Consider the following 12816-nt stretch of genomic DNA (forward strand, 5'->3'; position numbering starts at 1 on the left):
GCGCTGTCCTGGCGCGTGGCCAAGAACTGGCGTTGGGAGGCGGGCTTGCAACCGTTGCTCTTCGCCAAGACCCGTCCGGTCCGCCGGACGGACCACACAGCCGGCATCCCCGGCTTGGCTGCAAGAACGACGGAGACAAAACCCATGAATCGACAAGGTTTCAAGTGCGGCGCCCGTGCGCTGCTGGGCGGGCTCGCGCTCGCGGCGCTGCTGCCGCAGGCGCTGGCGCAGACGGTCAACATCAACCCCAACACCGTCTACCAGACCATACGCGGCTACGGTGGCATGAACGGTGCGGGCTGGATTCCTGACCTGACGAGCGCACAGGCCACCACCGCATTCGGCACGGGCAACGGGCAGATCGGCTTGTCCATCATGCGCATGCGCATCGACCCCAACAGCGCCAACTGGGCCACGCAGCTGCCCACGGCGCAGATCGCCAAGTCCATGGGCGTGACGCTGTTCGCCTCGCCGTGGACGCCACCGGCGGCCTGGAAGTCCAACAACAGCCTCATCAACGGCGGCACGCTGTTGACGTCCCGCTACGCCGACTACGCGTCGCACCTGCTGAGCTTTGCGAGCTACATGAGTTCCGGCAATGCGGCGCTGTATGCGGTCTCCATCCAGAACGAGCCCGACTGGCATCCCGACTACGAAAGCTGCGCCTGGACGGCCGCGCAGTTCGTCAGCTTCCTGCAGGGCCAGGGATCGCGCTTCGGCAGCCTCAAGGTCATCGCGCCCGAGGCGCTGGGCTTCAACAAGTCGTTGTCCGACCCCATGCTGAACGACGCGACCGCCGTGCAGCATGTGGACATCATCGGCGGCCACCTGTACGGCGCCACGCCCAGCGACTACCCGCTGGCCCGCAGCAAGGGCAAGGACGTGTGGATGACCGAGCACATCACCAACACCAACGACGCCAACGACTGGGCGCAAGCCATGCCGCTGGCGCAGGAGCTGCACGCCAGCATGGTGTCCAACTACAACGCCTATGTGTGGTGGTACATCCGGCGCTCCTACGGGCTCATCACGGAGGACAGCGCGGTCAGCAAGCGCGGCTACATCATGGCGCAGTACGCGCGCTACGTGCGGCCGGGCTGGCAGCGCATCGCCGCGACCGAGAAGCCGCATGCAGACGTGTTTGTCACGGCCTACAAGAACGCCGCCGGCAAGCTGGTCATCGTGGCCCTCAACACCGGCACTTCGCAGCGGCAGCTGGTGTTCAACCTGCAGGCCGGCTCGGTGGCGTCGTTCGCCAAGACGCGCACATCGGCCAGCTACTCGAATGCGGGCGCCGGCACCATCGTGATGACCAACGGCCAGGGCACGGCCTGGGTCGATCCCGGCAGCATCAACACCTTCGTCAGTCCGTAAGCGGGCAACCACGGGGAGGCGCGAGCCTCTCCGTCCTCACAGCTCCGTGCGCAGCGACCACAGCTCCGGAAACAGCACCACGTCCAGCATCTTGCGCAGGTAGCTGACGCCGCCGGTGCCGCCGGTGCCGCGCTTGAAGCCGATGACGCGCTCCACGGTCGTCACATGGCGGAAGCGCCAGAGGCGGAAGGCGTCCTCCAGGTCCACCAGCTCCTCGCCCATCTGGTAGAGATCCCAGTAGGCTTGCGGATCGCGGTAGACGGTCAGCCAGGCCTGCTTCACGCCTTCATCCGCGACATGCGGCTGCGTCCAGTCGCGATCCAGGTTGGCAGCAGGCACGGCGATGCCGCGGCGGGCCAGCAGCTTCAGCACCTCGTCGTACAGCGACGGTGCCTCGAACGCTTGCTGCACCTGTGCAAGCAGGTCCGGCCGGTGCTCGTGCGGCTTCAGCAGGGCTGCGTTCTTGTTGCCCAGCATGAACTCGATGCGCCGGTACTGGGCGCTCTGGAAGCCGCTGCTCTTGGCCAGATACGGGCGCACCGCTGAATACTCGGGCGGCGTCATCGTGGCGAGCACGTCCCAGGCGTGCACCAGTTGCTCCATGATGCGCGACACCCGCGCCAGCATCTTGAAGGCCTCGGGCAGCCGGTCGGCCGCGACGTTGGCGACGGCCGCCTGCAGTTCGTGCAGCATCAGCTTCATCCACAGCTCCGACGTCTGGTGCTGCACGATGAACAGCATCTCGTTGTGGTCGGGCGACAGCGGCTGCTGTGCGTTCAGGATGGCGTCGAGCTGCAGGTAGTCGCCGTAGCTCATGTCCTTGGAGAAATCGAGCTGGGCGCCGTGGTGTTCGATCTTCGACACGGTCAGGTCACCTTCGAACGGCTCATGAACTGGGGTGCGTTCCATGAACCCGCGGCCACGATGTCGGCGATGGCGTCGACCGCAGTCACCACATCGGCGAACCCGTTGTACAGCGGCGCGAAGCCGAAACGCAGCAGCTCGGGGTGGCCGGCGCGGTAGTCGCCGATGACGCCGCGGGCAATCAGCGCCTGCATCACCGCGTAGCCGTCCGTGCCCTGCGGCAGCGAGAACGACACCTGCGAGCCGCGCATCGCCGCGTCGCGCGGCGTGGCGATGACGGCGCCGGGCACGCGAGCCTCGACGCTGTCGATGAAGGCCTCGGTCAGCGCCAGCGACTTGTTGCGCAGCGCCTTGATGCCGCCCAGCGCCGTGGCGGCGTCGAACACGTCCAGCGCGGTGTCCAGCCCGGTCATTGCCAGCACGGCGGGCGTGCCGCACTGGTACTGCTGGATGCCCGGTGCGGGCTGGTACTCGCTGTCGAAGCTGAACGGCGACGCATGGCCCAGCCAGCCGGTCAGCGGCTGCCACACCTGGCCTTCGTGGCGCGGGTGCATCCACACGAAGGACGGCGCGCCCGGGCCGCCGTTCAGGTATTTGTAGCCGCAGCCAATCGCGAAATCGGCCGCGCTGCCCAGCAGGTCGATGGGGACGGCGCCGGCGCTGTGCGCCAGGTCCCACACGGCCAGCGCGCCGGCCTGGTGGGCCCAGCGGGTCAGCAGGCCCATGTCGTGCATGCGGCCGGTGCGGTAGTTCACATGCGTCAGCATCAGCACCGCGCAGCGCTCGTCCAGCAGCGGCGGGATGTCCTCGGGTGACTCGGCCAGGATCAGCTCGCCACCATGGGCGCGCACGACGCTCTGGGCGATGTAGTTGTCGGTCGGGAAATTGCTGCGCTCGCTGACCACCACGCGGCGCTTGCCCTGCTGCAGCTGCAGCGCGGCGTGCAGCACCTTATAGAGGTTGATCGAGGTCGAGTCCGCCACCAGCACCTCGCCCGGGCGCGCGCCCAGCCACGGCGCCAGCCGGTCGCCCAGGCGGCGCGGCAGGTCGATCCAGCCGGCGGTGTTCCAGCTCTTGATCAGGCCCTGACCCCACTCCTGTTCCACCGCGCGCTGGATGCGCTGCGGCGTCGCCCGTGGCAGCGCGCCCAGGGAGTTGCCGTCCAGGTAGGCGATGCCTTCGGGCAGGTTGAACAGGTCGCGCAGGGGGCGCAGCGGATCGGCGGCATCGAGCCGCTTGGCGTCTTCGAGATTCATTGGATTTCTCTGAGAACGGCGCGCACAGGGGATGCGCACGCACCTTGGAGTTTGAGGGGCAGGGCGATCAGCTCGTAGTCGCCGGCGGGCACATCGTCCAGCACCAGGTTCTCCAGCACGCGCAGGTCCAGGCGGCGCAGCTGCTGGTGGCTGTCCAGCACCTTGGAGTCGGCCGGGTCGACGCTGGGCGTGTCGATGCCGATGAGCTTCACGCCGCGCGCGGCCAGCCAGGCGATGGCCTCGGGCGCGTAGGCGGTGAAGGCGGGGTTCCAGGCGGTGTCCGCTTTTTCGCAGCAGCGCACCAGCACACGGGGCGGCAGGTCGGCTTCAGCGTGCTGCAGGTGTGCAACCGTGATCAGCGGCGCGGCGCCTATCGCGTGGATGACGCGGCAGCGGCCCAGGTAGGTGTCCAGCGGCACGTCGGCAATCGCCGGCGCGTCGTTGGCGTAGTGCAGCGGCGCATCCGCATGCGCGCCCACATGGGGCGACATCGTGATGGCGCTGAGGTTGACCGGGCAGCCGGGCGACAGCTGCGCCGTCCAGCGCAGGCTGTAGGGTTCGTCGCCCGGGAAGATGGGGGCGTCGGGGGCGACGACCGGGGAGATGTCCCAGAGTCTGGGAGAGACGTGGGAAGGCATGGCGGCGGCACCATAGCTTTGCCTGGACGGTCGTGGTGTCGGTTAATTCCAACTGCCTGTCAACTCGTCGCCCGGCGCCGCCGCGCCGCCCCCGGGGAACTCAGCGGCGGAACTTGCCCGCCCGGTCCACGATGGCCAGGTCTACATAGTCCAGGCCGCTGTGGTCCTTGGCGTTGTAGCCCACCTCGATGCCGCCCAGATCGAAGCGGCCCATGTTCTCCAGCGCGTCGCGCAGGCTCTGGCGGGTGGGCTGCTTGCCGGCGCGCTTCAGGCCTTCCACCAGGACCTTGGCCGACACATAGCCTTCCACGACGATGGGCGTCAGCTCCACGCCGGCCTTCTGGGCCGCCTCCAGCGCCTCCTTGATGATCGGCTTGGCGATGGAGCGCTCGTACGGGAACACCTGGCTGACGATGACGCCGTAGGCAATGTCGCCCAGGTCCTTGATGAAGCCGGCCGACGCGTTGTTGGACAGCGTCACCAGCTGCGCCGTGGAGCCCGCCGCGCGCACCGCCTTCATGCCCTGCACGACGGCCGTGCCCGAGCCGACGAACAGCACCGCCTGCGGCTGCTTGGCCAGCACCTTGGGCACGATGGGGGCGAAGTCTGGCTTGGCACGGTCGTACTTCTCATGCGCCGCGGCCGTCTTGTTGGTCTTGGCCAGGCCGGTCATCGCGCCCTGCACGGCGTCGTCGCCGAAGCTGTCGTCCACCTGCACGATGGCGATGCGCTCCATGCCGATCAGGCTCAGGTGCTCGATGGCGCGCTCGGCCTCGCGCTGGTAGGTGGCGCGCACGTTGAACAGCCAGGGGTGGACGGGCTTGTGCAGCACCATCGCGCCGGTCGACGGGCCCACCAGCGGGATCTTGTGCTCCGTCAGCAGCGGCATGATGGCCTGGGTGTGCGGCGTGCCCCGGTTCAGGAACAGCGCGATGACGCCCTGGTCGATCAGCGTCTTGGCATTCGTGACGGCCAGCTTGGGGTCGAACTTGTCGTCCAGCGACACCAGGTTGATCTTCTGGCCGTTGACGCCACCGGCGGCATTGACGTTGTCGAAGTACAGCTTGGCGCCCTGCGTCGCCTCCTTCACGCCCGCCGCGACCGTGCCGCTGTGGCCAGCAGTCTGGCCTATCGTGATATCAGCGTGGGCGCTGCCCGCCAGTCCGGCGGCCACGAGCGCGGTGAGCAGCAGGCGCTGAGCCGCCTGGCCGAGGGTGTTCTTCATGGGTCTTGTCTCCAACTGCCCCTGACTGCGGCAGGCTCTTGGGCGTGGCGGCCTGCTCGCGGGACTGCCATTCAAGCACGCGCAGACCGCGGAACTGTGCATGCGCAGCCACGCTGCGGGTACTACTTATGTGGGACAGCAGCGTGAGCGCGGGTGCCGCCTACCAGCTTGCCTGGAACGAGTCGCCGTTGAAGCGGCTGTCTCCGGTGATCGCGCGCTTGTCCACGAACTCGAAGTCGGACGCGCGCAGCGTCTTCAGGTTCGTGATCGTCGCGTCCTGCCACTGCGCGCTGGGCTCGCCCTGCACGTACAGGTCGGAGCCGATGTCGGCGACCGCCTTGGCCTGGGCGCTCCACGATGCCGGCGGCACGAAGCCGGCCTTCAGCCGCAGCACCGATCCGAACGGCACGCCACCGCCACCCGCGCGGTGCAGTGCGGGCCACACATGGCTGCGCGCCATCACGCTGGACAGGGGCGGTGCGCGATGTTGATGCGCTGCGTGGCGGCCGGGCGCGCTTATGCGTGTACGCGCTTGTAAGAGTTGCCGCTCGCTCGTTGCGAGGCTCAGGCCCGCTGCGTCTGCGGCCGCTGGGCGTCACGGCGGCGATGGGTAGCGCGGCCCGCAGCGCCGGCAACACCTGGGGATGGATTCCCGAACGGCTCGATGGCCTGGACAGCTTCGGCGGCTGCGCCACCGCCGTCGTCGAAGTGTTGTGGCGCACGCCCAATGCGCTGCTGATCGCCGGCATCGTGCTGAGCGCCTGGGCCGCGGCGCTGGCCAGCCGGCAGTTCACACCGCGCTGGCCTTCGCTGTCGCAGGTTTTGCGCGGCTTGAGCGGCGGCGTGCTGCTGGGCTGGGGCGCGATGACGGGCCTGGGCTGCACCGTGGGCAATGTGCTGTCCGGCACCATGGCCGGTGCACTGTCGGGTTGGGTGTTTGGGGCAGTGACGCTGGCGGCGGTGTGGGCCGGCATCCGGCTCGGCTGGGCGCGTTGACGAGATTCAGCTGAGGGGCCGCGCAGTCAGGAAGCTCTCCCTCACCGCACCCACCGAATCCTTGCGCCACGCCGCGAACACCGCCGACGCGTCGATGGCCTCGGCCAGCGGCCTGAACACCGCCCCCTGCACGCCCGCACGCTGGAACGCCGCCGGCACGATGCTGACGCCCAGCCCCTGGGCCACCAGCGACACCACCGAAAGCCAGTGCCGCCCCTCGTGCTGCAGCCGCGGGTAGAAGCCGTGCTGGCGGCAGATCTCGACGATGCGGGCGTGGTAGTCCGGCGAGCCTTTGCGTGAGAACAGGATGAAGGGCTGGTCGCTCAGCGCGGTCAGCGAGATGTCGCGCTGCGCCGCCAGCGGATGGCTGGCCGGCAGGCACGCGACAAAGGGCTCGCTGTACAGCGGCTGCGAGGCGAGGGCGGGTGGCAGCCGGTCGGTGTGCACCAGTCCGAGATCCAACTCCTCGCCCAGCAGCGCGTCGATCTGGTCCTGCGAGTTCAGCTCCACGACGACCACCTCCACCTTGGGGTGGCTGGCCTGGAAGGCCTGCAGCCAGGCCGACAGTCCGTTGAACAGCGTGGAGCCGACAAAGCCCAGCCGCAGCCGCCCCACCTCGCCGGCCTGTACCTCACGGGCCAGCGCGCAGGCGTCCTCGGCGCGGTCCAGCAGGCCTTGGGCGCTGGCGCGGAAGGCGGCGCCGGCGGGCGTCAGGCGCACGCCCTTGCTGTCGCGGTCGAACAGCCGGGCGCCCACGCTGGCTTCCAGTTGCTGGATGGCCACCGACAGCGGCGGCTGAGAGATGGCCAGGCGCTGGGCCGCACGGCCGAAGTGCAGTTCGTCAGCCAGCGCGAGGAAGTAGCGCAGGTGGCGGAACTCCAGCGAGCGCGCGGTATCGATAGGCATGGCGAATGGTCGAAGTCGTTTCTTGAATTGGACACGAATCGGTCGACCGGGGAATACTGGGCGCCATACGCGCCCGACCGGCGCCCAACGATCACGATGAGGACACCGCCATGGCCCACAAGGCAAGCTTTCACTGGGACGACCCGCTGCTGCTGAACGAGCAGCTCAGCGACGACGAGCGCATGGTGCGCGACGCCGCCGCCGCCTACTGCAACGACCGCCTGCGCCCGCGCGTGCTTGACGCCTTCCGCAACGAGCAGACCGATGCCGGCATCTTCCGCGAAATGGGCGAGCTGGGCCTGCTGGGCCCCACCATCCCGACCGAGTACGGCGGCGCCGGCCTGAACTACGTCTGCTACGGCCTCATCGCCCGCGAGGTGGAGCGCGTGGACTCGGGCTACCGGTCGATGATGAGCGTGCAGTCGTCTCTCGTGATGGTGCCCATCAACGAGTTCGGCAACGAGGCGACCAAGCGGAAGTACCTGCCCAAGCTGGCCACGGGCGAATGGATCGGCTGCTTCGGCCTTACCGAGCCCAACCACGGCTCCGACCCCGGCTCCATGGTCACGCGCGCCCGCAAGGTGGACGGCGGCTACGAGCTGACCGGCAGCAAGATGTGGATCACCAACAGCCCCATCGCCGATGTGTTCGTCGTCTGGGCCAAGGACGACGGCGGGCAGATCCGCGGCTTCGTGCTGGAGAAGGGCTGGAAGGGCCTGAGCGCGCCCGCCATCCACGGCAAGGTGGGCCTGCGGGCGTCCATCACCGGCGAGATCGTCATGGACGCGGTGTTCTGCCCCGAGGAGAACGCCTTCCCCGACGTGCGCGGCCTGAAGGGGCCGTTCACCTGCCTGAACAGCGCCCGCTACGGCATCGCCTGGGGCGCGTTGGGCGCCGCCGAGGACTGCTGGCACACGGCCCGCCAGTACACGCTGGATCGCAAGCAGTTCGGCAAGCCGCTCGCGGCCAACCAGCTGATCCAGAAGAAGCTGGCGGACATGCAGACCGAGATCACGCTGGGCCTGCAGGGCTGCCTGCGCCTGGGCCGCATGAAGGACGAGGGCACGGCGGCGGTGGAGATCACGTCCATCATGAAGCGCAACAGCTGCGGCAAGAGCCTGGACATCGCCCGCATGGCGCGCGACATGCTGGGCGGCAACGGCATCTCGGACGAGTTCGGCATCGCCCGCCACCTGGTGAACCTGGAAGTGGTGAACACCTACGAGGGCACGCACGACATCCATGCGCTGATCCTGGGCCGCGCCATCACTGGTATCGCCGCTTTCTGATAACTAAAGACAGGGCCGTGGTCGCGCGGCATGCTGCGGGGCTCGTTGCTGGAGACTTCGCCATGCCCACCCGCCGCCACGCCTTGCTTGCCTCCGCCACGCTACCGGCGCTGCCGGTGGCATCGGCCACGTCCATCACGACGCCGGCTTCCAACTGGCCAGCGCCCGCCGAGATCGAGAAGCGCGTGGCCGAGGCCCGCGCCACCGAAATCGCCTTTGCTGCGGCGTTCGCGGCGCGTGACGTGGCGGGCTTCCGCCGCTTCCTGGCGCCGGACACGATCTGGATGGGCAAGGAGCCGCTGCACGGCCCGGACGCGGTCATGGCCGCCTGGAATACCTGGCTCACCTCGCCCACGCCGCCCTTCAGCTGGGCGCCCGACCTGGTGCTGGTGCTGCCCAGCGGCGATCTGGCTCGCACCAGTGGGCCGGTGCACGACGCCAGCGGCAAGCTCATCAACCGGTTTCAGTCCACCTGGCGGCGCAAAGCGGCAGGTGGCTGGGAGGTCGTGTTCGACTTCGGGACGGCGGCGGGCTGAGGCTCCCGCCCAGTTGCGATGGGTGTTCGGGCCGAGCGCCGGGCCGCCCCAAGCCGGCCCGCCAGGCGATGTGCTCGTGGCTCGACGCCGCGAGCATCGCCGTCCCCTCGGGGGACCGATCAGGCACGCGCGCGTTCAGCGGCGCGTGACTGAGCGAGGGGCTTCAAATCATCCCGCCGAGTGCCTTGAACAGCTGGGCCTGCCTCACCCACTGCTGCGCTCGCAGTTGAAGTCGCGTCTGCTCTGCCTCCAGCCGCGCATTGCGCACTTCCAGCCAGTTGGCGCGGGCTATTGAGCCGGCCTCGTAGCGCACGGTCGCCAGGCGTTCGTTCTCGATGGCCTCGCGCAGCCGGCTCGCGTTGGCGGCGAGTTGCTGGGCCACGCGTTCGGCCTCGATGCGCTGGGTCTCGATCTCCGCGAGCGCCTTGTTCAGCGTGTCGCGCAGCGTGAGGGCGGCCGTGTCCAGCTCGGTGCGGGCGCTGTCGCGCTGCAGGGCCAGGCGCTGCCAGTCGATCATGGGCACGACGAGATTGGCGCCCAGCGAGGCCAGCGGCTGCGACAGCCAGTCGCGCGACTGCGCGCCGCCGGTGCTCACGCCGGCGTTGAAACTCAGCCGTGGATAGCGGTCGGCCTCGCTGACGCGCAGGCGGGCCAGCGCCGCGTCCACGCCGAAGCGATCGCGCTGCACATCGGGGCGCTGCGCCAGCACCTCGGCGGGCTCCGCCAGGCGCCAGCGCGGCGGCTCGCCCGCCGGCAGGGCAGCTGCGGGCGACGGGCCCGGCAGTGGCTCGTCGAGCAGCAGGGCCAGGCGCTGGCGCTGCAGCAGCGAGTCGGCGGCCAGGTCGGCCAGGTGGTTCTCGGCGGTCTGCACGGTGGCGGCGATCTTGTCGACCTCGATGGGCAGCAGCTTGCCTTCGCGCACGCGCAGCCGTGTCAGCTCCAGCGTCTCGCGGGTCAGCGCGAGCTGGGTCTCGGCCAGCGGCTGACGGGCGCGGATGGAGGCCAGCGTCCAGTAGGCCTCGGCCACCTGGCTGCGGATCAGCAGGCGCGCGGCGGCGATGTCGGTCATTGCAGACTCGGCGTTGGCGCGCTGGGCGGCCTGCGTCTGCGCCAGGCGGTTCCACAGGTCCAGCTCGTAGCCCACGCCCACGTTGGCGCTATAGCTGCGCGTGACGCCGGTGGACGTGTTGACCGGAATGGTCACGCCGCCCACGTCGACGTTGCGCGTGCTGCTCTGCGTTTCAAGCGGGCGGCTGGCGTTGGTGGACAGGCTGGCGTTGGGCGTCCAGCGCAGCGCGCTCTGCTCGGCCATGATCTGCGCGCGCTTCCAGCGCTGAGCGGCCAGCGCGACGTCGCGGTTGGCTTCCAGCGCACGGGCCTGCAGCGCGGCGAGCGTGGGGTCCAGCAGGCCGGCCCAGTCGGGGGCGACGTCGCCGGCGGCGAGACTCCAGGCTGTGGGCAACGGCACGTCGGGCGCCTGGGTCGTGGGGCCTAGCGCACAGCCGGCGAGCAGCAGCATGGCGGCCAGAGAGGTCAGCTTTGTCTTCATTTGCTTATGCATCACCTTGCCGACAGACGTCGTGAATTTGGCGGGCCGAGCGCCGGGCCGCTCCCAAGCCGGCACGCTCTGGCGATGTGCTCGCCGGTCAATCCGGCGAGCATCGCCGTCCCCGCGGAGGACCGGCCAGGCTCGCCCGCGTTCAGCGGTGCGGACTGGACGAGGGGCTTCATGTCACTCCCGGGCCAGCGCGTCGACAGGGCTCAACGCCGCAGCGCGGCGCGCCGGCAGCGTGCCGAACACCAGGCCCACCGCGCTGGACACCGCGAAGGCCACGCCAAGCGCGGCCCAGCTCACCACCACGTGCACATGCTGCTGCGCCGCGTTCAGCGCCTGCGCGGCCAGCCAGCTCAGCAGCACACCCACCAGGCCGCCCAGGCAGCACAGCACGACGGCCTCGATGAGGAACTGCAGCCTCACGTCGCCCTGGCGCGCGCCCACGGCCATGCGGATGCCGATCTCGCGCGTGCGCTCGGACACCGACACCAGCATGATGTTCATGACGCCCACGCCACCCACAAGCAGCGAGATCGCGGCCACGCCGGCAAACACCGCGGCCATCGCGCTGGTGATGCCCTGGAACTTGCGGAACTCCTCGTCGGCGTTGAAGCTGCCGAAGTCCTCGCGGCCGTGCAGGGCCTTCAGGCGGTGGACGATGTGCTCCCGCACCTGCTGAGGCGGCACGCTGTTGTCCAGGTGCACGTCGAAGCTCCAGACCTCGGCGCGGGATTCCATCTTGCGGGCGAATGTCGTGTGGGGCACGTAGAGCTGGCTCATGCCGCCGCTGAAGCCGATCGCGCCGCCATCCGTCGCGGCCACGCCGATGACGGTGAAGGGCATGGCGGCCGTGGGCGGCACCCAGGTGCCGACCGGCGGGCCGCCGCCCAGCTGCAGCAGCACGACCTGGCCAATCGGCGACTGACCCTTCTTGAACAGCGCATCGCGCGCCTTCTCGTCCAGCACCAGCACCTGGTTGTGGGCCTCCAGGTCCATCGCATTGAAGTAGCGGCCCTGCACGACCTTGAGCTTGCGCGCCCTCAGCGTGTTGGCGTCGGCAGCCACGGCCTGCACGGTCGCGTCGCGCGAGCGGTGGTGGGCCGTCAGCTGCAACTGCCGGTTGGGCGTGATGCTGCGCACGCCGTCCAGAGCGCGCAGCGAGTCGATCTCGTGCGGCCGGAAGGGCTTGTTCTGCACGCCCGGCGGCAGCGAGGGGTTGCCGCTCCAGAACGGGATGCGGCCCGACATCATGCTGGCCACGTCCTTCTCGATGGACGAACGCGCCGCCGTCGTCAGCGCGACGATGCTGACCACCGACGCGATGCCGATGCTGATGCCCAGCATGGACAGTGCCGTGCGCAGCCGGTTGCTCTTCAGCGCCAGCAGCGCTGTGGCAACCGCTTCGCGCCACTGCACCTGCATCCTGCGCAACCAGCCGCCTTGCCTGACCGGTGGCGCATCGCTGGGCAGCTCGGCGGGGGGCTGGTGGCCCGCCGGCGTGCCGTTGTCGGCGACGATCTTGCCGTCCCTCAGCTCGATGACGCGGCGCGCATGGGCGGCGACGTGGGCATCATGCGTGACGAGGATGATGGTGTGGCCGCGCTCGTTCAGCTCCTTCAAGAGCCGCAGCATCTCGGCGCCGGAGGCCGAGTCCAGCGCACCGGTGGGTTCGTCGGCCAGGATGATCTGCCCGCCATTCATCAGTGCCCGCGCGATGGACACGCGTTGCTGCTGGCCGCCGGAGAGTTCGTTGGGCCGGTGGTGCAGCCGCTCGCCCAGGCCCAGCCGCTGCAGCAGCGCGCGGGCCCGCTCGCCGCGCGGCCCCGTGCCGACGCCGGCGTAGACGGCCGGCAGCGCCGCGTTGGCGCGGGCGTCCAGGTGCGGCAGCAGGTGGTAGCGCTGGAAGATGAAGCCGAAGCGCTCGCGGCGCAGCGCCGCCAGCTGGTCGGGGCCCAGCGTGCTGGCGTCGGTGCCGCCGATGAGGAACTGGCCGCGCGTGGGGTTGTCCAGGCAGCCCAGCACGTTCATCAGCGTGCTCTTGCCCGAGCCCGACTGGCCCATGATGGCGACGAACTCGCCGGCCTCGATGGCGAGGCTGACGCCGTCCAGCGCGGGCACGTCGATGTCGCCCAGCTGGTAGTGCCGGGCGACGTCCTTCAGCTCGATAAGGGACATGA

The 12816-nt window shown here is 69.5% G+C and carries 12 protein-coding genes; 4 read left to right on the top strand and 8 right to left on the bottom strand.

The features are described 5' to 3' along the window. The first annotated feature begins 144 nt into the window (after positions 1–144). Positions 145–1374 carry a glycoside hydrolase family 30 beta sandwich domain-containing protein gene (locus J2X21_RS07155; RefSeq protein ID WP_310326640.1) on the top strand — a complete coding sequence of 410 codons (1230 nt, stop codon included), beginning with the start codon at positions 145–147 and terminating at the stop codon, positions 1372–1374. Positions 1375–1410: 36 nt separating this feature from the next. Here J2X21_RS07155 and kynA read toward each other — a convergent pair whose 3' ends face one another. From kynA to J2X21_RS07180, 5 genes are all read right to left on the bottom strand, one after another. After that, positions 1411–2283, bottom strand: coding sequence for a tryptophan 2,3-dioxygenase (kynA, locus tag J2X21_RS07160; protein ID WP_404666596.1), 873 nt, complete (start codon positions 2281–2283; stop codon positions 1411–1413). After that, positions 2241–3494, bottom strand: a complete 1254-nt coding sequence (gene kynU, locus J2X21_RS07165) for a kynureninase (protein WP_310326644.1) — start codon at positions 3492–3494, stop codon at positions 2241–2243. The genes kynA and kynU overlap by 43 nt, the downstream gene beginning before the upstream one ends. Next, a complete protein-coding gene (gene kynB, locus J2X21_RS07170) occupies positions 3491–4132 on the bottom strand; it encodes an arylformamidase (protein ID WP_310326647.1) in 642 nt (213 codons plus the stop codon). The genes kynU and kynB overlap by 4 nt, the downstream gene beginning before the upstream one ends. Positions 4133–4232: 100 nt before the next feature. Further along, positions 4233–5357: an ABC transporter substrate-binding protein gene (locus J2X21_RS07175; RefSeq protein WP_310326649.1), complete on the bottom strand. Its 1125-nt coding sequence runs from the start codon at positions 5355–5357 to the stop codon at positions 4233–4235. Between the two features lie 160 nt (positions 5358–5517). Then, on the bottom strand, positions 5518–5817 hold the full coding sequence (locus J2X21_RS07180) for a hypothetical protein (RefSeq protein ID WP_310326650.1): 300 nt from the start codon (positions 5815–5817) through the stop codon (positions 5518–5520). 95 nt (positions 5818–5912) lie between these two features. On the opposite strand from J2X21_RS07180, the gene J2X21_RS07185 reads away from it, so the two are divergent. After that, positions 5913–6353, top strand: coding sequence for a YeeE/YedE thiosulfate transporter family protein (locus J2X21_RS07185; protein WP_310326652.1), 441 nt, complete (start codon positions 5913–5915; stop codon positions 6351–6353). Between the two features lie 6 nt (positions 6354–6359). On the opposite strand, the gene J2X21_RS07190 is transcribed toward J2X21_RS07185, so the two are convergent. After that, complete coding sequence (locus J2X21_RS07190) at positions 6360–7235, bottom strand: LysR family transcriptional regulator (RefSeq protein ID WP_310327235.1); 876 nt, start codon at positions 7233–7235, stop codon at positions 6360–6362. Between the two features lie 134 nt (positions 7236–7369). On the opposite strand from J2X21_RS07190, the gene J2X21_RS07195 reads away from it, so the two are divergent. Next, on the top strand, positions 7370–8548 hold the full coding sequence (locus J2X21_RS07195; RefSeq protein ID WP_310326653.1) for an acyl-CoA dehydrogenase: 1179 nt from the start codon (positions 7370–7372) through the stop codon (positions 8546–8548). A gap of 62 nt (positions 8549–8610) precedes the next feature. Beyond that, complete coding sequence (locus tag J2X21_RS07200; protein WP_310326656.1) at positions 8611–9084, top strand: YybH family protein; 474 nt, start codon at positions 8611–8613, stop codon at positions 9082–9084. A gap of 163 nt (positions 9085–9247) precedes the next feature. Here the strand turns inward: J2X21_RS07200 and J2X21_RS07205 are convergent, their stop codons facing one another. Together J2X21_RS07205 and J2X21_RS07210 are read right to left on the bottom strand one after the other, a co-directional pair. Continuing rightward, on the bottom strand, positions 9248–10633 hold the full coding sequence (locus tag J2X21_RS07205) for a TolC family protein (RefSeq protein ID WP_310326658.1): 1386 nt from the start codon (positions 10631–10633) through the stop codon (positions 9248–9250). A gap of 183 nt (positions 10634–10816) precedes the next feature. Beyond that, positions 10817–12814: an ABC transporter permease gene (locus J2X21_RS07210; RefSeq protein WP_310326659.1), complete on the bottom strand. Its 1998-nt coding sequence runs from the start codon at positions 12812–12814 to the stop codon at positions 10817–10819. Between the last annotated feature and the right edge of the window lie 2 nt (positions 12815–12816).

This window comes from Roseateles asaccharophilus, from assembly GCF_031458115.1.
GTDB lineage: Bacteria > Pseudomonadota > Gammaproteobacteria > Burkholderiales > Burkholderiaceae_C > Pelomonas > Pelomonas asaccharophilus_A.